Annotated in this window: 18 protein-coding genes; 11 read left to right on the top strand and 7 right to left on the bottom strand. The window is 68.2% G+C overall.

Annotated features, from left to right (window positions below; all coding sequences use genetic code 11):
• The first annotated feature begins 3 nt into the window (after positions 1-3).
• Positions 4-411: a VOC family protein gene (locus tag SNAS_RS05000; protein ID WP_144300398.1), complete on the top strand. Its 408-nt coding sequence runs from the start codon at positions 4-6 to the stop codon at positions 409-411.
• Positions 412-433: 22 nt separating this feature from the next.
• On the opposite strand, the gene SNAS_RS04995 is transcribed toward SNAS_RS05000, so the two are convergent.
• On the bottom strand, positions 434-1,141 hold the full coding sequence (locus SNAS_RS04995; RefSeq protein WP_013016292.1) for a MerR family transcriptional regulator: 708 nt from the start codon (positions 1,139-1,141) through the stop codon (positions 434-436).
• Between the two features lie 62 nt (positions 1,142-1,203).
• Here SNAS_RS04995 and SNAS_RS04990 point away from each other — a divergent pair, with 62 nt between their 5' ends.
• A complete protein-coding gene (locus SNAS_RS04990) occupies positions 1,204-1,692 on the top strand; it encodes a DUF6194 family protein (protein ID WP_013016291.1) in 489 nt (162 codons plus the stop codon).
• Here the strand turns inward: SNAS_RS04990 and SNAS_RS04985 are convergent.
• Positions 1,669-2,616 (bottom strand): 4-(cytidine 5'-diphospho)-2-C-methyl-D-erythritol kinase, encoded by a 948-nt coding sequence (locus SNAS_RS04985; protein WP_013016290.1) that lies wholly within the window; start codon positions 2,614-2,616, stop codon positions 1,669-1,671. The two genes, SNAS_RS04990 and SNAS_RS04985, sit on opposite strands and share 24 nt — an antisense overlap.
• On the bottom strand, positions 2,613-3,458 hold the full coding sequence (gene rsmA / locus SNAS_RS04980) for a 16S rRNA (adenine(1518)-N(6)/adenine(1519)-N(6))-dimethyltransferase RsmA (protein WP_013016289.1): 846 nt from the start codon (positions 3,456-3,458) through the stop codon (positions 2,613-2,615). Before rsmA ends, SNAS_RS04985 begins: the two co-directional genes overlap by 4 nt.
• 328 nt (positions 3,459-3,786) lie before the next feature.
• Here rsmA and SNAS_RS32405 point away from each other — a divergent pair, with 328 nt between their 5' ends.
• Positions 3,787-5,796, top strand: coding sequence for a glycosyltransferase family 4 protein (locus tag SNAS_RS32405; RefSeq protein WP_013016288.1), 2,010 nt, complete (start codon positions 3,787-3,789; stop codon positions 5,794-5,796).
• A gap of 49 nt (positions 5,797-5,845) precedes the next feature.
• On the top strand, positions 5,846-7,315 hold the full coding sequence (locus tag SNAS_RS04970; protein ID WP_013016287.1) for a glycosyltransferase family 39 protein: 1,470 nt from the start codon (positions 5,846-5,848) through the stop codon (positions 7,313-7,315).
• Here the strand turns inward: SNAS_RS04970 and SNAS_RS04965 are convergent.
• Positions 7,298-8,170: a TatD family hydrolase gene (locus SNAS_RS04965; RefSeq protein ID WP_052304911.1), complete on the bottom strand. Its 873-nt coding sequence runs from the start codon at positions 8,168-8,170 to the stop codon at positions 7,298-7,300. The two genes, SNAS_RS04970 and SNAS_RS04965, sit on opposite strands and share 18 nt — an antisense overlap.
• A 62-nt stretch (positions 8,171-8,232) precedes the next feature.
• Positions 8,233-9,423: a S8 family serine peptidase gene (locus SNAS_RS04960; protein WP_013016285.1), complete on the bottom strand. Its 1,191-nt coding sequence runs from the start codon at positions 9,421-9,423 to the stop codon at positions 8,233-8,235.
• Positions 9,424-9,746: 323 nt separating this feature from the next.
• Between SNAS_RS04960 and SNAS_RS04955 the strand changes: the two genes are divergently transcribed.
• From SNAS_RS04955 to SNAS_RS04945, 3 genes are all read left to right on the top strand, one after another.
• The gene (locus SNAS_RS04955; protein WP_013016284.1) at positions 9,747-10,169 is read left to right on the top strand and encodes a hypothetical protein; all 423 of its coding nucleotides are present in this window, start codon (positions 9,747-9,749) and stop codon (positions 10,167-10,169) included.
• Positions 10,170-10,219: 50 nt separating this feature from the next.
• Positions 10,220-12,064 (top strand): hypothetical protein, encoded by a 1,845-nt coding sequence (locus SNAS_RS04950; protein ID WP_013016283.1) that lies wholly within the window; start codon positions 10,220-10,222, stop codon positions 12,062-12,064.
• 83 nt (positions 12,065-12,147) lie between these two features.
• Complete coding sequence (locus SNAS_RS04945; protein WP_013016282.1) at positions 12,148-12,771, top strand: hypothetical protein; 624 nt, start codon at positions 12,148-12,150, stop codon at positions 12,769-12,771.
• A 153-nt stretch (positions 12,772-12,924) separates the two neighbouring features.
• On the opposite strand, the gene SNAS_RS04940 is transcribed toward SNAS_RS04945, so the two are convergent.
• Positions 12,925-13,434, bottom strand: a complete 510-nt coding sequence (locus tag SNAS_RS04940; protein WP_013016281.1) for a GbsR/MarR family transcriptional regulator — start codon at positions 13,432-13,434, stop codon at positions 12,925-12,927.
• A 97-nt stretch (positions 13,435-13,531) separates the two neighbouring features.
• Between SNAS_RS04940 and SNAS_RS04935 the strand changes: the two genes are divergently transcribed.
• From SNAS_RS04935 to SNAS_RS04925, 3 genes are all read left to right on the top strand, one after another.
• Complete coding sequence (locus SNAS_RS04935; protein WP_013016280.1) at positions 13,532-14,434, top strand: ABC transporter ATP-binding protein; 903 nt, start codon at positions 13,532-13,534, stop codon at positions 14,432-14,434.
• Complete coding sequence (locus SNAS_RS04930) at positions 14,431-16,020, top strand: ABC transporter permease (protein WP_013016279.1); 1,590 nt, start codon at positions 14,431-14,433, stop codon at positions 16,018-16,020. Before SNAS_RS04935 ends, SNAS_RS04930 begins: the two co-directional genes overlap by 4 nt.
• 227 nt (positions 16,021-16,247) lie before the next feature.
• Positions 16,248-17,867 carry an FAD-binding oxidoreductase gene (locus SNAS_RS04925; protein WP_013016278.1) on the top strand — a complete coding sequence of 540 codons (1,620 nt, stop codon included), beginning with the start codon at positions 16,248-16,250 and terminating at the stop codon, positions 17,865-17,867.
• Positions 17,868-17,872: 5 nt separating this feature from the next.
• Here the strand turns inward: SNAS_RS04925 and SNAS_RS04920 are convergent, their stop codons facing one another.
• On the bottom strand, positions 17,873-19,051 hold the full coding sequence (locus SNAS_RS04920; RefSeq protein ID WP_013016277.1) for a hypothetical protein: 1,179 nt from the start codon (positions 19,049-19,051) through the stop codon (positions 17,873-17,875).
• A 104-nt stretch (positions 19,052-19,155) separates the two neighbouring features.
• Between SNAS_RS04920 and mycP the strand changes: the two genes are divergently transcribed.
• Positions 19,156-20,352 (top strand): type VII secretion-associated serine protease mycosin, encoded by a 1,197-nt coding sequence (gene mycP / locus SNAS_RS04915; protein ID WP_013016276.1) that lies wholly within the window; start codon positions 19,156-19,158, stop codon positions 20,350-20,352.
• Positions 20,353-20,356: the final 4 nt, after the last annotated feature.

The raw sequence follows: 20,356 nt of genomic DNA, 5'->3' as shown, positions 1-20,356 counted from the left end.
ACTGTGGACACATCCATCACCGGCGTGCTGCACCATGTCGAACTGTGGGTACCCGACCTGGAACGATCGGCCGCCTCGCTGGGCTGGCTGCTGGAGTCGTTGGGCTACCAGCGGTTCCACAGCTGGCCGAGCGGACGCAGTTGGCGGCTCGGGCCCACGTACCTGGTCATGGAGCAGTCGACGGCCCTGACCGGCGACACCCACGACCGTCGCGCGCCGGGGCTCAACCATCTGGCTTTTCACGTCGACGGTGAGGCCGAGGTCGAGCGGCTGGTCGCCGAAGCGGCGCGACACGGCTGGACGTTGCTGTTCGCCGACCGGCATCCGTACGCGGGCGGCGAACAGCACTTCGCCGCGTACCTGGAGGATCAGGACGGGTTCGAGGTCGAGCTCGTGGCGACGTCGACCTGAGCCGGGCCCTGGCGTGCCAGCCTCACACGAGGTTCATGGCGACGAGCGCGGCGGTGCCGTGCAGCAGCGCCCGGGAACGTTCGTCGAGCCGGGAATCGCGAGCACTCAGTCCCTTGAGGACCTCGTCGTGGTCGCGGGTGGTGCTCAGCTGCGGAATCAGGGTCCGCAACGCGTCGATGCGGTACCCGGCCAGCCGCAGCTGGTGCGCGATCCTCGCGTCGCGCACCGCGGCGGGCGAATAGCTGCGGACCCGCCGACCGACGGTGCGATCCGGGGCGACCAGCCCCTCGTATTCCCAATGCCGCAACGTCGAGGCCCGCACGCCGAGGGCCTCGGCGAGTTCACCGATGCTCATCACGTCCGAGGGCCGCACGTCGTCGAGCGGTTCGGCGGTGATCGACTCGGCGGCCTTCCTGGCGAGTCGCAGCCGCCGACGCTCGGCGTGCAGATCCGCGTGCTCGGCGTCCAGGCTGGCCAGCAGTTCGGCCGTCGGCCGGTTCAGCGCGGTTCGCATCAGCTGTTTCGCGTCGACCGGGCCGAGCCCGGCCGCGAGCTCGCGGTAGGCGATCGCCGCTTGGACGTGGGCCTCGGCGTAGATCCGGTAGCCGCTCGCGGTGCGCTCCACCGGCGGCAGCACGCCGTCGCGTTCCAGGATCCGCACCTGCTGCACCGAGTAGCCCGCGCCGCGCGCCACGTCGACCGTCCGCAACCCCGACTTGCGACTTTTCATGGCATCCCCGCTGGTAATCGGTGAAAAAGTCTCCATAAGCACTTGAATGAAACGCTGGATCCATGGACATCGACAAGATTATCGGCCACGTCGAGAACCTCGGTGGCGTACTGACCCTGAAACCCGGTCCCGGCGACGGCAGTCCCGAGGTGGCCTGGGGTGACGTGTTCTTCTACTACGCGCCCGACGGCGTGGTGCCCAGGACGCAGCCGTTCGCCACCGTCGTCACCAAGGACTATCAACAGGACAAGGCGTCCGACCTGGACCGGCCCGACACGTTCCGCGTCAACATCGCCGCCGGAACTCCCGCGTACATCAGCTGGATCGGCAGCAGCCCAAAGGAAACCGACACCGACGGTCTCGACTTCGCCGCGACCGACACGGTGCTGCCGCACCCGGTCTACGGCCGGATGGGCTGGCTGTGCGTCGTCAACCCCGACGCGGAGACCACAGCGACCGTCGAGGATCTGCTGCGGGAAGCGCACCGGCTGGCTCGTGAGCGCTACCATCGCCGCGACCGCTCAGGCTTAGCCGGGCTGAGCAGGGCTTAAGCCGACGCTCACGAACGCCGGAGCGTGTACACAGTGCACCTCGCGGGCCAGCCGTCGCATACGCAGCCGTCCCGCCAGCGCGGTGGCGTGGTGGACGTCGCGGGCCAGGAACAGCGTCGTGGGGCCGGAACCCGACAGCAGCGCCGCCAGAGCGCCGTCGTCGGCCCCGGCGGTGAGGATCTCGCGCAGCTGCGGGCGCAGCGACATCGCCGCCTCGGTCATGTCGTTGCGCAGCTGGGGCGCCAGCTCCTCGGCCCGGCCGGTGCGCAACGCCTCCAGCAGTTCGGTGACCGCCGACGAGTAGGACCCGATGCCGGACTCGCGCAGCCGGTCCACCTCCGCGTAGACGGCGGGCGTCGACAGCTGGCCGTCCGCCGTGGCCACCACCCAGTGGTAGCGGCCGTTGGCGGTGACCTCCTCGACGCGCTCGCCGTGCCCGGTGCCCAGCGCGGTACCCCCGCTCAGGCAGAACGGGACGTCGCTGCCGAGCCCGGCGGCCACCTTGACCAGCCGGTCGGTGAACGGCATCCCCCACAGCCGCGAACACGCCACCAGCGCGGCGGCGGCGTCGGCACTGCCGCCCGCCAGGCCCCCGGCGATCGGGATGCGCTTGGCGATCCGCACCGTCACCGCCGGTGCGACGCCGAACTCCTCGCCGAGCGCGAGCACCGCCTTCACGGCCAGGTTGTCGGTCCCCAGTGGAACCGCCTCGGCGTCGTCGCCGAAGACCTCCACCCGCACGCCGGGCTGCTGCCCGGCGATCACGGTGACCTCGTCGTACAGCGAGATGCCCTGGTAGACGGTGGTCAGGTCGTGGTATCCGTCCGCGCGCCGGTCGCCGACCCCCAGGTGCAGGTTGATCTTGGCGGGCACCCGGACCCGCACGGCCTGGCTGCCGTCGTCGAAGGCCAGTGCTCCGGTCACGTCGCCGTCCTCTCACGTGCGATGCGGGCGAAGGTGGTGATGTCGAGTGCCTCGCCGCGGGTGCGCGGGTCCACGTCGGCGGCGCGCAGGATCGCCTCGGCGCGGTCGGGCCCACCGGCCCAGTCCGACAGGGCGATGCGCAGCGTCTTGCGGCGCTGCGCGAAGGCCGCGTCCACCGCCGCGAACACCTCGCGCCTGTCCCCCGGCGGGGGTTCGCGACGTTCGAACGCCACCAGGCCGGAGTCCACGTTGGGCACCGGCCAGAACACGCCACGCGGCACCGTCCCGGCCCGGCGAGCGCTGGCGTACCAGGCGAGTTTGAGGCTCGGGATGCCGTAGATCTTGGTTCCGGGTTTGGCCGTCAACCGTTCGGCCACTTCGGACTGGACCATCACCAGCCCCTGCCGCAGACTGGGCAGGCTCGCCAACAGGTGCAGCACCACCGGCACCGCGACGTTGTACGGCAGGTTCGCCACCAGCGCCGTGGGCGGCTCGTCGAAACCGTCCTCGGCGACGGTCATGGCGTCGGCGTGGTGGACCCGCAGCTTCGCCGCGTCGTCCCCGGCCCGGGAGTTCACCGTGGCCGTCAGCGCCGAGGCCAGCCGGGCGTCGATCTCCACCGCGTGCACCCGTTTGGCCTTGGGCAGCAGCGCCAGGGTCAGCGACCCCAGTCCCGGCCCCACCTCGATGACGATGTCGTCGGGGCTGAGTTTCGCGGCCTCGGCGATACGTCGGACGGTGTTGCCGTCGATGACGAAGTTCTGGCCCAGGGCCTTGGCCGGACGCACCGTCAGTGCCTCGGCGATGCGGCGGATGTCGGCGGCTCCCAGCAATTCGGTCACCGCAACATCATGGCCTACGGCCGCACGCGGCTCGCCTGGTGATCATGTGACGCGCCCGGACGAGGTACCGGGGCCACCCGAGTGATTGTCCGGTTTGCCGTATTCTCTGTGGCGGCTTTACGCCAGGGAGACCATTTGTTCACGCGATGGGCAACCGGAATTCGTCCGGGGAGCGTCTCTTAGGTGAGGACATTTCCTAACCTGTACTCACGGAGGAACAGTCCGCGTCGTCTTAAGGGCAGCGACGCGGCGACAAGACCAATACGCGGACGCTCGCCGACCGCCAGGGCAGCGGGGTGGCGTCACGGCCACAACTCAAAGGCGACCAATGAAGATCACTTTCTTGACGCACTCGGTTGACCAGATCGGCGGCACGATCCGCGCGACACTGAACACGGCGTCGATACTGACCGACCTGGGGCACGAGGTCGACATCGTCAACGTCTTCAAGTACCGCGACGCTCCACAGTTCACGGCCGATCCGCGGGTGACGATGCGCAGCCTCATCGACAAGACCGCGCCGCGGTCGCTCACCTCGAAGGTGGCGGGCATCCCGGACCGGTTTCGGATGCGGATGAGCTCGAGGTTCTACCCGTCGGGCGACACCCGGGCCAAGCGTTTCAACCGGCTCACCGACAAGCGGGTGCAGGAGTTCCTGCGTGACTGCGAGGCGGACGTCATCGTCGGTACCCGTCCCGGTCTCAACATCTACCTGGCGCGGTTCTCGCCGCCCAAGGCGGTCACGGTCGCGCAGGAGCACCTGTTCTACGACCACCACAAGCAGCCGCTGCGTGATGCCATGGCGCGCGACTTCGGCCAGCTGGACGCCGTGGTCACCGTCAGCCAGGCCGACGCGGACAACTACCGGCGCCACATGCCGCACCTGGCCGACAAGGTCTGGTTCATCCCCAACTCGATCCAGCCGACCCCGATCCCGCCGTCCGACGTGGACTCCAAGATCATCGTCGCGGCCGGACGCATCGAACGCCCCAAGCGTTTCGACATGTTGCTGCGCGTCTTCTCCAAGGTCCACAAGCGGCACCCGGACTGGCGGCTGCGCATCTACGGCAGCGGCAAGCGCATCAACGAGATCCGCGACGTCGTCACCGATCTGGACCTGGGCGACTCGGTGTCGCTCATGGGCCGCGCCACCCCGCTGGACACCGAGTGGGCCAAGGGTTCCATCGCCGCGGTCACCTCCAAGTACGAGTCCTTCGGCCTCACCCTCGTCGAGGCCATGAACTGCGGTCTGCCGGTCGTGTCGACGGCCTGCGACTACGGCCCGCCGGAGATCATCGACCACGAGGTCGACGGCCTGCTGACGCCCGTCAAGGACGAGAACGCCGTCGCCGAGGCGCTGTGCCGTCTCATCGAGGACGAACGGCTGCGCAAACGCATGTCCTCCAACGCGATCCGCAAGGCCCGCAAGTACCACCCGGACGACATCGGTGCCCGCTACGAGCAGCTGTTCGACAGCCTGGTCTCGCAGAAGGACCGCACCCCGCCGCACGGGGCCCGCATCCCCGTCGGCGCCGGGGTCGGCGGCTACGGCCTGCCCGACAAACCCGCGTCCTCGACCTACGAACTGGCCGACCACTCCGTCGACTGCCTGGTCAAGTCCTTCGAGGACATGACCCTGACCGCCGAACTGGGTTTCAGCGGCCGTTACACGCTCGAATCCAGCGAACACCCGCCCATCGAGGTCCCGCTGGGCGCCGAGCTGCGGCTCGACCCGCCGTTCCTGAGCCGACTGCCCGAGGGCCGGTGGCGCCTGTTCCGCGACGGCGACCTCGTCGAGGCGGGTCACATCGACTCGCGCGCCCTGCTGCACCGGCCCTCGGTCCTGCCGGGTTCGGTCGTGGTCCCCTATTCCTCCCGAGGCCAACTGGCCCTTCGGGTCTGGCGTCGCGAAACCTACGCCGAACTCAACTCGGTGCGATGGCACGACGGTCACCTCCTGCTGCACGGCGACGTACTCGGCCCACTGTGGGGCGACACGCCCATCCACATCCGGGGCCGACTGCGCGAAACCGAGGGCCCGGCCCAACGCTGGGCCGCCGACATCGACGCGTCCGGCGCCTTCTTCGCCCGGCTCGACGTGGACCGGCTCACCGACATCCGCGTCGATCGCAAGGACCTGTGGGACCTGTGGCTGGCCGACGACAACGGCGAACACGCCCCGGTCCGGCTGGCTCGGTTCTTCGACGACATCGCCAAGCGCAAGAAGACCCAGGCCTTCTCCCGCAAGACCGTCACCGACGACAACGGGCGGCACCACATCCAGCCGTACTACAACACCCACAACGAACTGACGCTGAAGGTCACCGAGGACGGCTGACCGTTTTGCGACGGTTGCCGCCCACCACCGCATCGGCGAGTATCAATCCATGAACCTCGCCCTCGGCGAACGGCGGCCGTCGCCGCCGTTCGCCACCCGCTCGATACTCGCGCTCGCCCTGGCGGCGAGCGCCGTCCTGTTCGCACTGTCGGGCCGTTACGGCTTCCACCGCGACGAGCTCTACTTCATGGCCGCCGGCGACCATCCCGCCTGGGGCTACGTCGACCAACCGCCCCTCACCCCGCTGCTGGCCCGCGCCTCCACCACCGTCTTCGGCGACACCCCCACGGGCCTGCGCGTCGTCGCGACCCTCGCCTTCGCCGCCATCGTCATCCTCACCGCCGCGATAGCCCGCGAACTGGGCGCCCGACGCGGCGGCCAGCTCCTCGCCGCCTGCTGCGCCGCCGTCGGCAGCTTCGTCCCCGCCGTGGGCCACATGGTCTCCACCACCACGTTCGACATCCTCATCTGGCTGGCCCTGATCTTGACGGTCCTGCACCTCCACCGCACCGCCAACCCCCGCTGGTGGCTGGCCACCGGAGCCCTCGCGGGCGTCGGCCTGCTCAACAAGCACCTCATCGTCCTGCTCGCCGCCGTCATGCTGGTCGCCATCCTCATCACCGGCCCCCGAACCCTCCTCAAAGGCCGATGGCCCTGGATCGGCGTCGCCGTAGCGGCCGCCATCGCCGCCCCCAACCTCATCTGGCAGGCCACCCACGACTGGCCCCAGCTCACGGTCGCCAGCGGCATCAGCGCCGAAGACGGCACCGACAACCGGATCATGTTCATCCCCGAGCAACTGCTCTACGTCTCACCCCTGCTGGTCCCCATCTGGCTGACCGGCTGGTGGCACCTGTGGCGCGACCGCACCACCCGCTGGCTGGCCCTCACCTACCCGATCCTGTGTGCCCTGGTCCTGGCCCTGGGCGGCAAGGGCTACTACACCCTCCCGCTGCTCCTGGTCCTCACCGCCTCCGGCTGCGGCCCCGTCGTCACCTGGGCCCGCCACACCACCTGGCGCACCGCCGTGGTCATCGCCGGGGTTACCCTCACCGCCGCGTCCACCGCCGTCATGTCCCTGCCGACCCTGCCACCCACCCAACTCGACATCCCCAACGCCGTCAACAAGGAACAGGGCGAACAAGTCGGCTGGCCCGAACTCACCGCCGCCGTCGCCACCGCCTGGAACGACCTGCCCTCCACAACAGACGCGGTCATCTTCACCCAGAACTACGGCCAAGCCTCCGCGATCGCCCACTACGGCCCCGACCACGATCTCCCGCAGCCGTTCTCGGGCCACATGAGCTACGCCGACTGGGGTCCACCGCCCGACTCCGCCACCGGTCCCGTCCTGACGGTCGGCGAATTCCCGGCCCGCTTCTTCACCGACTGCCGCCGCGTCGGCCGCGTCGACAGCGCCCAGGTCGACAACGAGGAACAAGGCACCCCGATCCTCGCCTGCTCCGGCCCCACCCGACCCTGGTCCGACCTGTGGCCGTCCCTACGACACTTCTACTGACCAGCTGCCATAAACCCGCTCGGTATTGGCCGAAACATCGGTACAGAACCGCTCCAGGTCCTCCCCCACCAACTCGGCCAAGAACCGCACCGTCACCGGCACCAGATACGGCCCGTTCCACCGACCCCGAAACGGCATCGGAGTCATGAACGGCGCATCCGTCTCCACCAACATCAACTCCCGGGGACAAGCCAACGCGGCCTCGCGCAACTTCGGCGCGTTCTTGAACGTCACGTTCCCCGCGAAACTCATGTAATAACCGCGCCGCGCACACTCCCGCGCATGCTCGGCGTCCCCCGAGAAACAGTGCATCACCACGGTCTCGGGCGCCCCCTCCTCGTCCAGCACCCGCAGCACATCCTCGTGCGCCTCCCGGTCATGGATCATCAGAGCCTTCCCATGCGCCTTCGCCATCCCGATATGCGCCCGAAAGGACGCCTCCTGCGCCGCCCGCCCCTCATCCCCGGTCCGGAAGAAGTCCATCCCGGTCTCCCCCAAAGCGGCCACCCGGGGATGCTTCACCAACGCCTCTATCTCCCCCAAAGCCCCCTCCAAATCCCCCTGCCGCGGCGCGTCATTCGGATGCAACGCCACCGCGGCCAACACCCGACTGTCCAACTCGGCCAACCCGACAGCCCACCGCGAAGTGGCCACGTCAATGCCCACCTGAACAACCCGATCAATCCCCACAGCACTGGCGGCGTCCAACTCAGCGATCACCGCGGCATCCCCCGGCCCCACCTCCGGCGCCCGCTCACCCACGACAATGTCCAGGTGAGTGTGGTTGTCCGGCACCGCCACGGGCAAAGCCTCCGGAGCGGCTGGGCGTTCGTCATTCCTACTACGCTTCGACATCGGCCCCAGCTTTACACAACCCCCACACCCCCAGCGACTCGATTAGCCCAGAGGCCATCGCGCTAGGCAGCGGGCGGTTGTCTGCGGCGGCGGATGAGGATGAAGCTGACGACAGCGGCGGCCAGGATGGCGACGACGGCGACAACGATCCAGACAACCGGCCCCGCACCGGAATCGGAGGCCGTCAACGCCCCGTCATCCTTGGAGGGACTGGGCGAGGCACTCGCCTTCGGGTTGGGTTCCGGGTTGATCTCCTCGTCGGAAACCCCATCGGGAGGGTCAACGTGTGCCGTCAACGCTTCGGCAGGATTGACAATGCCGAAGCCATATTTCGTGTCCGGCCCGTCCTTGCCTTTTTCGTCAGCTGTTTCGGTCAGCCGCCATTCAATGGTCTCGCGCGACATGTCGGGCCACTGGGCCTTCATCAACGCGATCGTGCCCGCCACGATCGCCGCGGAATCCGAGGTTCCCGAATTGTCGTCATAACCTCGGTCGTTCCACGCGTGCACCACATCCTCGGCAGGTGCTGCGACAGTGACGTCGTCAGGGGAAGTCCCCTCTACGGAGCCATCCCAGAACTTGCCTTGCTTGGTCGTTCCGGTGGCACTGAAAACATTGTCGTACACAGCCGGAGCCTGCACCACGACGTCGCCCGTTGGCCCCCCTGCCGTATTGCCAGCCGAGGCGACGAGAGGGATACCTTTCTCCTCAACGGCATATTTGACGGCTTCTTCCAATGCGTCGGATCCAGCCCCGCCCTGGGAAACGGAGATGACGTCCACGCCTTCGTCGGCCAGCCACCGGATACCTTCGACCATGCGGTCATGTGAGCCGCGTGGGTCATCGCGAGGATCGCTGCTCGGATAGATCGATACTGATTTCACCTTGGCCTCGGGTGCGATACCCAGGACACCGTCTTCACCTCCGTCGCCGTGACCATGTCCGACGAGTATCGAGGCCATGGCGGTCCCGTGGCCCATGGTGTCCTTCAGGCCATCCTTGCCGCCCTCCCAAGACGCCTGCCCCGCCTCAACGTTCCCTTTGAGGTCAGGATGTGTGGCGTCCACACCGGAGTCCACAATCCCAATCGTCACGCCAGCGCCTCTGGTCTCCTTATGGGCCTGTTCGATTCCCAAGGCGTTCAACATCCACTGGTCATCACGGACCTCATCCGCATGGGCGGGAACGGGAAGCCCCGCGACCACAAGAAGCGCTGCGGCAGCCCCGAGACCGAACCGAACCTGGTGACGCATGACTGGTGAGTTCCCTTCGCCTTCACCGGCGGCGATTGCCGAATGACTTGATGCGGCCGGTGCGCAATGTTACCGACACGAGTCAAGAGTTGAGCCCTGGTGATTGTCGTGAACGCTTCTCCTGGCCGCTTGGGGCCAATACCGCTTCGGTCCGTTGACGATCGTCGATCACGTGGGCAAACTGGGTGGTGGCCCGGGTTTCTCCTGCACCGAAGCCAGGCTCTGCTTGATGTTCCACTGTGTTCTTGCACGGGGTTTGTACTGTGCGGACATCGGCAGGCCGACCGTGTGCCCTGCGCAAGCTTGACTGAGGAGAGACAACCGTGAACGACAACCAGGACATCCGTTTTGACACTACGAATGTGCGTGGTTTCGCGGAGTACATGCACCACCTTCTGACCACGAAATACGAGGAACGCGCCAGAACGATCAGCACCAAACTGGCAGGTGGCGAGGGTGGCGGGGGTGACGATCGCGCCTATTCGACTTCCGGCGGCAGCATGGGCTCCTCCGGAGTCGAGTACGACGGTCTTCAGGTTGGCAAAACCGAGGTGACCAATGCCCTGGTGGGCGAAAAGGTGCTGAAGCAGTTCATGCGCGCCTGGGCAGGGATGGCGAACGCCGCGGCTTACGCGGCCGAGGAGTACTCCGGTCAGGACGGCGAGAACGCGACGGACCTGCAGGGCGACTTCACGCCGGGAGAAGAACGCGTAGCCACTCAGCAAGGCCCGCTGCCTCAGCAGTAATCCCATTCGACTTTGCCGATCCTTGTAGACAGACAAAGGACTACGAATCCATGATTGAGGAAACGCCGCCCGGGCACAGCGCCACCTACAGTGTCTTCGACCTGGACATCAACGAGATCGACCAGGCGTCCCGCACCGACTTCGAGAAAGTCTCCGAAATGGAGACTCGCCGGGACGGTTGGTCCGACTACCGCGACATGATGGCGGACATGAAGGCCGACATCGAGGCCGAGCTGCCGAACCTGCGGGACAACTTCAAGTCCGCGGCGGGCAATGTGTTCGTGGAGGCGCTCGAGAAGGTCGTCAAGGCGACTGAGGACCAACACGAGGTCGCCGAGAGCAACCGCAAGTCGACCGACTCGATCATCACCGAAGTCAAGCGGGTCCGGCCGCTCATCGAAGAGATCGTGGCGGATCGCGCGCTGGCCAACGAAAACCGCAACGAGTTGCAGTCCATGTCTGCCGACGGCGGCAAGGACGCCTATTCACAGGCCCTTGAGGACACTCTGTACGAGGCCCGCCGGACGTTCTCCGAGTCGAACTCGACGTACTCGCAGGAGCAGATCACGCTGAATCCCCCGCCCAAGTACAGCGGCCCCGTGTACACGGGGCCGAGTCCGGAAACGCCGTTGGACGGGAACTACCAGCACGCCTACTACCCCGACCCCTCGTCTGGGCAGGGTGGGACCTTCAACGGCGCGGGTAACAACGGCGGCGCGACCGGCGGACCGAACGGTGGGAGCACGGAGCGGCCTGGGACGGTTGTGCCCGGGGACCGGCCGAGCGATGGGCCGGAACTGCAGAACCCGGGAACCCCGGCGCCTTCGGTTCCGGGTCCGGGGCCAGGACCGACTGTGCCGGGTGCCGGGCCGAACCTCGGGGGTGGGGGGCCGGTGACGATGCCGCCGCCTGTTGTTCCCGGAACGAGCGGTCCGACCGGGCCGGTGGGCGGGAAGCCCGTGATTCCGCCGGGCACCAAACCGACTACCGGGCCGCTGGGTGGGGCCAAGCCGACGCCGGGCATGGTCAAGCCGACCACGGGACCGGGGATGGTCAAGCCGACCACCGGGCCGGGTGTGGGCGCCAAGCCGACCGGGCCTGCCGGGGCCCCGGCGAAGGGGGCCAACACGGCCCCGAAGAACTCGTTGCTGCCGAACCAGCGGCAGGCCGCCGCCGGGCGCACTCCGGTTACCGGGGCTGGGCGGGTGCCGACGAGTGGGGGCGGGACCGGAGGCCCGCGTGGGGTTACCTCGGCGAATGCGGTTCGGCCTTCGGCTGTCCCCAATGGTGGGCGTGGTGGGGTTGTCCGCGGGGCTCCGAACAAGGGGTTCGAGGAGAGCATGTACCGAGGTACCCGGGCCGGGCGCACGGTTCCGGGGGTCATCGGGGCTCGCAGCGAGACCGCGGGTTCGTCGGCTCCCGGTGGCCGGGGAAGTGGCGGGATGCCGCCGCGGGTCGCCTCGGCCGGGAAGGTCATCGGGGAGCGGAAGAACAAGGGACAGCGGGGGCGCAGTGGCCCCAAGTTGCAGTCCGGTTCGCTGACCGATACGACGGCGCGCAGTAAAAAGGACACTCGGCATACGTGGCAACGGATGCCGGTGGAGCGGCCGGTGGAGACCCCGGCCGGCTCGATGGCGATTTCGCGCAACGCCCAGAAGCGGCCGATGACTCCCGACGAGATCGCGGAGGCGAAGTTGCAGGCCCGCAAGAAGTGGCGGAAGCAGTTCTACGCTTCGAAGCAGGAGCCGAAGCTGGAGCCCGCTTCGGAGCTGTTCGGCGGGACCGAGGGCAAGGTGACTCGGGGCGTCATTCGCGGGACCGCAGCGCCACAGCCCGTCGATCGTCGAGACGCCGGGACTCGGTTCTCCACTTATGGGTGGGAGAACGACAACTAGAACGTGGAATCGTGTGGCCGGTGCGAGTGGAGCTCGCATCGGCCACACGTCGTTGGTGGGCAGTCGGCTCGTAGGGTGGCGGGATGGATCATCCGCTGCTTTCGTATTTCCTCGACGCCGCCGACGGCAAGTTTCCGGGCGCGGATGGGCGGTGTGTCGTGGTGCCCCCGCTGTCGGGTGGGTTGGAGTGTTCGGTGGCGTTCACCGGCTTCGCCGTGGTGGCGACGGCGTTGACACCGGACGCGGTGGCGGACCAAGGACCGGACGGGTTCGGGGAGTCGATGGCACCGGATTTCCTGCGGTGGCTGGCGGGCCCCGACGGGGAGATCGGGGTCTTGGACGCGACCTTGGTGGGGCGGGGAAACCGTGCGGCACCGGGGTTGCCGGAGTTGGGGGACGTCGATCATCCTCGGGTGCGGCACGCGCGCCAGTGGCGGAAAGACGTGCGGGTCTACGGAGACGAGCGAGGGCTGGTGACGTTGGCCAGCGGGCTTGCGGGGCGCCGCGAGTTGAGCATCGAGTTGGACGGCGGTTTCGGTACCGGGGTGGGACGGGGGTTGTTGCGGGACGCGTTGGGCTTGGTACCGGATGGGGAACCGGTGTTCGCGGCGGTTTCGCCGGGTAACGCGCGGTCGTTGCGGGCGTTCTTGGCGGTGGGGTTCACGCCGATCGGTTCCGAGGTGCTCCTGCGGCCGGTGCGCGGCTGACGAGGCTGCTGAACTGGCGGGCCTGCTCGCGGGGCGGGTTCTGGTAGACGCGCGGGCACTCCTCGCCACCACCGCGGGTGGCGAAGGTGGCCTCGAGCCTTCCGGCACGGGTTTTCGGCCAGATTAGTCGGCGAGCGCCAGTGCCGAAGCCGGTCAGTGGGCGGACGCGGCGGCCTCGCGTTCGCGCTTGTGCTGCTGCCAACGTTCGTACATGTTCATGAGTTCGTCGGTGACGAAGCGGTAGAAGTCGCTCATCTCGGTCATGCGCTGCCCGGCGTGGGTGCCGGGTCCGCCGACGGCCTCGACGAGTTTGTCCACCTCGTCGGCGGCCCGGTTCATGAAGTCGGTCTTGAGGATCGCCGCCGAGTACCAGTTGTCGTCGCCGAAGCGGTAGCGGTCGCGGCGGGAGTTGGGGATGGACTCCCGGACGAACAGACCCACGTGAAGTAGGTATTTGAGGGCGCCGGACACGGCCGCCGGGCTGACTCCCAGGCGCTCGGCGAGGTCGGCGGCGGTGAGCGAGTCCTCCTCGGCGACCATCATGACCGTCGATACCCGTGCGGCCATTCGGGGGACGCCGCGTTCGGACAACATCAGCGAGAAGTTCTCCACGAACGCCCGGATCGCGTCTTCGTCCCGTTCATGCTTCGGATCACCCGCCATCTGACAACCTCCACTGCTCGGTTCGCGTCTGGACGGCGCGAAGTGTACTTGGTAATGAGTATTCACAAACTTGTGAAGCTAGTGTAGCCTCTGAATCATGGAAAACGCCATACACACTGAAAGCCTGGTCAAGCACTTCGGCCAGGTACACGCACTCGACGGGCTCGATCTGTCGGTTCGCACCGGCGAAGTCCACGGTTTCCTGGGTCCCAACGGCGCCGGGAAGTCCACCGCCATCCGCGTCCTGCTCGGCCTGCTGCGGGCCGACGGCGGGACGGCGAGCCTGCTGGGCGGCGACCCCTGGCGTCAGGCCACCAAACTGCACCGGCGGCTGGCCTACGTGCCCGGTGACGTGAACCTGTGGCCCAACCTGTCCGGCGGCGAGGTCATCGACCTGCTGGGACGACTGCGGGGCGGCCTGGATCCCAAGCGCCGCAAGGACCTGCTCGAACGCTTCGACCTCGACCCGCGTAAGAAGGGCCGCACCTACTCCAAGGGCAACCGGCAGAAGGTGGCCCTGATCGCGGCACTCGCCTCCGATGTGGAGCTGCTGTTGCTGGACGAACCGACCTCCGGGCTGGACCCGTTGATGGAACAGGTCTTCCGCGACTGCATCACCGACGAACGTCGCGACGGACGCACCGTGCTGCTGTCCAGCCACATCCTGTCCGAGGTCGAGGCGCTGTGCGACCGGGTCAGCATCATCCGCAACGGGAAGATCGTCGAGTCCGGGACGCTGTCCGAACTGCGCCACCTGACCCGCACGTCGATCCACGCCGAGCTCATCAGCTCCCCCAACGGACTGTCCAGCCTGGAGGGCGTCCACGACCTGGTCGTGGACGGGACCCACGTGCGCTGCCAGGTCGACACGGCCAAACTCAACTCGGTGCTCGCGAAGCTCACCCAGACCGGTGTGGACAGTCTCACCTGTACCCCGCCGACCCTGGAGGAACTGTTCATGCGGCACTACTCCGACGACATCACCAAGGCGGAGGCATGAGCACGCTGACCGGTACCGGAAAACTCATCCGGCTCATCCTGCGCCGGGACCGCTTCCTGTTGCCCAGCTGGGTACTGCTCATGATCGTGTTCCCGATCGGGTTGGCCTCCGGCATCAGGGAGATCTACCCGAGCGCGTCCTCGCGGCAGACCGCCGAGACGATGATCAACGCCTCGCCCGCCTTCACCGCGATGATGGGCAAGGTCTTCTCCCCCACCCTCGGCGGGCTGGTCGCCTGGCGCGGCAGCATGGTGGTGCTGATCCTCGGCGTCATCTGCGGACTGACCGTCATCCGGCACACCCGTGCCGACGAGGAGGCGGGCCGCCGCGAACTCGTCGGCTCCACCGTCGTGGGGCGGCACTCCAATCTGGCCGCCGCGCTCGTCGTCACCATCGTCGCCAGCCTGGTGATCGGCGGCTTCGTGGCCTGGGGAGCGAACGGCCAGGACCTGGACACCACCGGCTCGCTGGTGCTCGGCGCCCAGTACGCGGTCGCCGGAATCGTGTTCGCGTGCCTGGCGGGTGTGTGCGCCCAGCTCACGGAGGGCGCCGGTGGCGCGCGCGGCATCTTCTTCATCGTCCTGGGTGCGGCCTACATGCTGCGCATGGGCGGGGATGTCACCTCAGGCGGCGAGTGGATGACCTGGTCGTCGCCCGCCGGTTGGCTGGAACAGTTGCAGCCCTTCGCCGATGACAACTGGTACGTGCTGTGGTACTTCGGCGCGGCGTCGGTGGCGCTGGTGGCCGCGGCGTTCTGGCTGTCGGCCCACCGCGACGTCGAGGCGGGCGTCTTCCGTACCCGGCTCGGCCGCGCCCGGGCACGCTGGGGACTGCGCACCCCGCTGGCGCTGGCCTGGCGGCTGCAACGCGGTGCCCTGATCGGCTGGAGCATCGGCTTCGTCGCGATGGGCGCGCTGCTGGGCTCGATGAGCGGCGGTATCGGCGACATGGTCAACGAGAGCGCGGCCCTGAAGGAGATCTTCGCCCGACTGGGCGGCGAAGCGGGCCTCAACGACGCCTTCTTCGCCGCCATGGTCGGCATGCTGGGGATCGCGGTGGCCGGTTACAGCATCCAGGCCGCGCTCAAGGCGCGGGTGGAGGAGACCGGACACAAGACCGAACAGCTGCTGGCGACCTCGGTGTCGCGAGTGGGTTGGACGGCCAGCCACCTGGCCTTCGCCTTCGCCGGACCGGCGGTGGTTCTGGGCCTGGGCGGCATCGCCATGGCCATCACCTATGGACAGACCATTGACGACTATGGCAAGGCCTTCGCGGACGTCCTGCGGGCCTGCGCCGTCCAGCTGCCCGCGGCGTGGACCCTCACCGGCCTGGCGACGCTGCTGTTCGGCCTGCTGCCGCGACTGCTGGGCCTGACCTGGGTGGCGCTGACGGCCTGTCTGCTGCTGGGCCAGGTCGGCGAGGCACTGCAACTGCCCGACTGGGCGCTGGACCTGTCGCCGTTCTCGCACCTGCCGCAGGTGCCGCGCGAGGACGTCACCGCGCAGCCGCTGCTGTGGCTGGGCGCGATCGTCGTGGCCACCACCGTCGTGGGACTGTTCGGATTCCGGCGTCGCGACGTCGGCTAGGACCAGCCCCGCGATCGACCGCCCGTGAGCCGACTCCCCGCGGCCCACGGGCGGTTTCCCATGCGCGGCCCCGCGTCCGGCTCATCCTCGGTACCGAGTCCCGCATCCGTCCAAGGGTGTACGCGCGCTTCCGCGAAGGGGGCAGCCCGGTTCCTTCCCCGGGGCGATGTGCCACGGCCGGGTTGCGGCGAATCTGGAGGCTCAGATTCGCGAAGGGATGGACACACATGAATCAGCTGAATCGGCGCCGGTTGCTGACCGGCACCGCTGTCGCCGGTGGTTTCGCCGCCGGAATCGGGGTCTCCGGCCTGGGATCGCTGGCCCTGGCCGACCCGCCCGACAAGTGCTTCGAACCCCCGAAGGCCGTGACCGTCGGCAAGGACGACCCCCGCTACCCGCACCTGACCTCCCGAGGCATGAACGCCCGGTTCACCGGCGAACCCGACAACGTCCACATAGTCACCACCACCGAGCAGGTGGTCAAGGCCGTCACCGAAGCCGTCGCGGCGGGAAAGCGCGTCTCGGTTCGCAGCGGTGGACACTGTTTCGAGGACTTCGTCGACTCGGCCGACATCGAGACCGTCATCGACCTGTCCACCATGACGAACCTGTACTTCGACGACGAGAAACGCGCCTTCGCCATCGAACCGGGCCTGCGGCTGTCGGAGGTGTACCGGCGGCTGTACCTGGGCTGGGGCGTGACGATCCCGGCCGGAAGCTGCGTCGAGGTCGGCGTCGGCGGCCACATCCTCGGCGGCGGCTACGGCGCCCTGGCCCGCCGGGACGGACTGGTCGTCGACCACCTGTACGCCGTGGAAGTGGTGGTGGTCGGCAAGTCCGGCAAGGCCAAGGCCGTGGTGGCCACAAGGGAGAAGGACGACCCGAACCGGGACCTGTGGTGGGCGCACACCGGCGGAGGCGGCGGCAACTTCGGCATCGTGACGCGCTACTGGCTCCGCTCCCCCAATGCCGAAAGCAAGGACCCGTCGAAGCTGCTCCCCAAGCCGCCCAAGGAGTTGCTGGGCTTCGGCCTCGTCTGGGACTGGTCCACACTCGACGAGAAGTCCTACGCGCGGCTGGTGCGCAACCACGGCGAATGGCACACCGCCAACAGCGAACCCGGCACCCGTTTCGCGGGCCTGCACTCCGTGCTGATGCTCAACGAACCCAGCGCCGCGCCGATCATGCTGGTGGGCACCATTCACGGCGACGACGCCGAGAACCTCCTCGACGAGTACGCCGCCGCGATCACCGAAGGCGTTTCGGCGCCGCCCCAACGCGACGAGAGCCGCGAGCCCTGGCTGGACGCCACCCTGGCGGCGAACCTGGACGAGACCGGCGGGCGATCCCGCGTCAAGTGCAAGGCCGGATACCTGCGCCGCGGCTGGAGCGACGAACAGATCGCGCTGACCTACGACGTCCTCAACGAGGGCCAGACCTCGAAGGACTCGGGCCTGGCGATCTGGCTGGTCGCCTACGGCGGCAAGGTCAACGACGTGAAGCCGAACGCGACGGCCACGGCGCAGCGCGACTCGGTGCTCAAGGCGATCTACATGACGGGCTGGTCCGATCCCGATCAGGACAAGGCGAACCTGAAACGGGTCCGTCGGTTGTACTCCGAGATCTACGCAACCGGAGGCGGAGTCCCGGCCCCCGACGACGACAACGACGGCAGCTTCATCAACTACGCCGACGCCGACCTGGCCGACGAGGACCTCAACACCTCCGGCGTCGCCTGGCACACCTTGTATTACAAGGACAACTACCCGAGGCTGCGCAAGGCCAAGGCCAAGTGGGACCCACGCGACGTCTTCACGCACAAGCTGGGCATTCGACCCGCCGATTAGGACGGTCAGTCCGGGGGCAGCTGCGGACCCCGCACTCGCAAGGCCGGGGCGGCTTCGACGGCCGTACCCGGCTTGTACGTGCGCCCGCTGGGGACCCCCGGGCCCCGGACCCGCAGCACCGGGGCGGGTTCGTCCTCGTCGAGGCCGGGCTCGCCGGGTTCGTCGACGGGGTCCTCTTCCGCCACAGCGGTTTCCGTCTTCGTCGCGATCGACTGCTTCGCCGCGTCCCCGGCTTCGGCCTTCGCGGCGGAGCCGGCCTTGGCGGCGTCGGCTTCGGAGACAGCAGCGGCCAGCTTCTTGACCGTCTCCTTCCACTCCGGCTTGGCCTTGGACTCGGTCACGGCCTGCTGCGGCTTGGGAGCGGCGGCGGCCTCGTCCCGCGCCCCGACGGACGGTTTGACGTCGGGCGTGAACTTGACCAGCGCCTTCGACACGGGTTCGGCATCGGCCACCGGTTCGGCTTTCGGGGTCGGCGGCTTCGGCCCGGCCCCCGCGCCCACGAGTCGCCCGACCTGCGGTCCGGCCTGCGGGGGCACCCGCAGCTGATCGGGAGCCGATTCGAAGACCGCGCCGTAGCGGACCGGCTCGGCGGGCTCACGATCGGCGCCGCCCGGCGATTGGGACTCGGCCGCAGCGGATTCGCCGTCCTCGCGTTTCCCGGAGTCGATTGTGGCTCTTTTATGGTTCTCGGGCCGAACGGCGTCAACCGTCGCGGCTTCCTCGACCGGCTGCTTCTCGTCGCCACCCAGCCGCACCGTGTCGACGGCGGCCAACTCGTCCGAGACCTCCGGCGCCGACGGTGCCGCTTCGAGCTCGCGCCGCTTCGGGGCCGCCTTCACCGCCTTGTCGGCGACGGACTGCTCCGCCTCCTCCTCGGGCTTGTCCATCAGCTCGGCGATCCGACGCCTGACCGGCACCAACGGCTGCGGCGGGGCCGGTTCGGGTTCCGGCTGCGGGTCGGATTGCTTGCGGGACTTCAACCATCGCCGTATTAGCGACCGTTTTGGCTCGGCATCCCGCGTGTCGGCGGGCACCGGCGCCGAGGCCGAAGCGGCCGGAGCCGGGGCCGGAGCCTCGTCGATCTCGGGCTCCGGACTCAGCAGGCGTCGCGATTCCACCAGCGACGGAAACGGTGAGATCACCTCGTCAGCGGCGGTCTCGCGCCGATAGGGGGTCTCGGACATGCGACTACCTTAGTGCTTACGGGGAAACATTCCCATATATACGGTTGCCATAACCGGCTCGGCTCGGCATGCGAAGGCTGCCATAAGCCGCTAACCTGTCCAGCATGCCCCGGTTGTCAACACTTCTGGTCGCCGCACTACTGGGCGGCGGCATCGTCGTGGCACAGCCGACCGCGGCCGTGGCCGCCGACTGCAACCCGGTCTCCCAGGAGGGCAACCTCGACCACACCCCCTGGGGCCAGGCCCGCATGAACGCCGAACGCGTCTGGCCACTGACCCGGGGCAAGGGCGTCAAGGTCGCCGTCATCGACTCCGGCGTCTCCGACGCCCACCCGGTCCTCGACGGCAAGGTCGACTTCGGCACCGACTACGTCGAACCCGAAGAGGGCCAATCGAAGGTCGGTGCCGACTGCGACCTCGTCGGCCACGGCACCTCCATCGCGGGCATCATCGCGGGCCGCGAGGACAAGAAAAGCCCCTTCGCGGGCATGGCCCCCGACGCCGAACTGATGTCCATCCGCATCCTGCCCGACCTACAGGGCGGCGGCCGCGAACTCCCCGGCAACCTCGCCGACGCGATCCGGGAAGCCGCCGACGCCGGAGCCGACGTCATCAACCTCTCCGTCCAGGTCGTCCACGCCTCCGTCCTAGAAAAAGCCGTCAAATACGCGGCCAAGAAAGGCGCGGTCCTGGTCGCGGCCGCGGGCAACATGGGCGGCAAGGACGGAACCAACGAACCCCAATACCCAGCCGCCTACGACGTCGACGCGGTCCTCGCCGTCTCCTCCATGGGCCCCGAGGGCATCAAGACCGACTCCTCCAACACCGGAAAATACGTCGATCTCGCCGCCCCCGGCGAGGAGATCATCGGCCCCGGCCCGGAAGGCAAAGGCTTCACCGGCGGCGAGTCCGCCACCGGCACCAGCTTCGCCGCCGCCTTCGTCTCGGGCACAGCGGCCCTGGTCAAAGCCCGCCACCCCGACCTCAGCCCCAAGGAGATCGCGGGCCGCATGCGCGCCACCGCCCAATCCCCGCCCCACATCCGCGACGAACAGGTCGGCTTCGGAACCGTCGACCCCTACCGCGCCGTCACCACCAACATGGACAAAACCAAACCGTCCAAGGACATGGCGGGCCCCGGAGTGGACCTCAAGGCGGACACCCAAATCCGCCCCCGCACCGCCGCGGCCATCATCCTCGGCATCGCCGTCGCCCTGGGCATAGCGTTCGGCTGCGCCCGTTTCGTCATGCCGATCGCCTGGCGCAAACGCAAGCGCCGCAAGGCTTTGAAGACGGCCTAGGTTT

Origin of the sequence: Stackebrandtia nassauensis DSM 44728 (genome assembly GCF_000024545.1) — a bacterium.
In the GTDB taxonomy this organism is placed as follows: Bacteria; Actinomycetota; Actinomycetes; order Mycobacteriales; family Micromonosporaceae; genus Stackebrandtia; species Stackebrandtia nassauensis.
The sequence above is the reverse complement of the archived record's forward strand: the minus strand, read 5'-3'. Positions and strand labels throughout refer to the sequence as shown.

Bases quoted from the DNA above. Each gene is read 5' to 3' on its own strand.
- SNAS_RS04995 (WP_013016292.1), bottom strand. From the start codon at position 1,141: ATGAAAAGTCGCAAGTCGGGGTTGCGGACGGTCGACGTGGCGCGCGGC.
- SNAS_RS04950 (WP_013016283.1), top strand. From the start codon at position 10,220: ATGATTGAGGAAACGCCGCCCGGGCACAGCGCCACCTACAGTGTCTTC.
- SNAS_RS04970 (WP_013016287.1), top strand. From the start codon at position 5,846: ATGAACCTCGCCCTCGGCGAACGGCGGCCGTCGCCGCCGTTCGCCACC.
- SNAS_RS04940 (WP_013016281.1), bottom strand. From the start codon at position 13,434: ATGGCGGGTGATCCGAAGCATGAACGGGACGAAGACGCGATCCGGGCG.
- SNAS_RS04925 (WP_013016278.1), top strand. From the start codon at position 16,248: ATGAATCAGCTGAATCGGCGCCGGTTGCTGACCGGCACCGCTGTCGCC.
- SNAS_RS04965 (WP_052304911.1), bottom strand. From the start codon at position 8,170: ATGTCGAAGCGTAGTAGGAATGACGAACGCCCAGCCGCTCCGGAGGCT.
- SNAS_RS32405 (WP_013016288.1), top strand. From the start codon at position 3,787: ATGAAGATCACTTTCTTGACGCACTCGGTTGACCAGATCGGCGGCACG.
- SNAS_RS04945 (WP_013016282.1), top strand. From the start codon at position 12,148: ATGGATCATCCGCTGCTTTCGTATTTCCTCGACGCCGCCGACGGCAAG.
- SNAS_RS04935 (WP_013016280.1), top strand. From the start codon at position 13,532: ATGGAAAACGCCATACACACTGAAAGCCTGGTCAAGCACTTCGGCCAG.
- SNAS_RS04990 (WP_013016291.1), top strand. From the start codon at position 1,204: ATGGACATCGACAAGATTATCGGCCACGTCGAGAACCTCGGTGGCGTA.
- SNAS_RS04960 (WP_013016285.1), bottom strand. From the start codon at position 9,423: ATGCGTCACCAGGTTCGGTTCGGTCTCGGGGCTGCCGCAGCGCTTCTT.
- SNAS_RS04920 (WP_013016277.1), bottom strand. From the start codon at position 19,051: ATGTCCGAGACCCCCTATCGGCGCGAGACCGCCGCTGACGAGGTGATC.
- SNAS_RS04930 (WP_013016279.1), top strand. From the start codon at position 14,431: ATGAGCACGCTGACCGGTACCGGAAAACTCATCCGGCTCATCCTGCGC.
- mycP (WP_013016276.1), top strand. From the start codon at position 19,156: ATGCCCCGGTTGTCAACACTTCTGGTCGCCGCACTACTGGGCGGCGGC.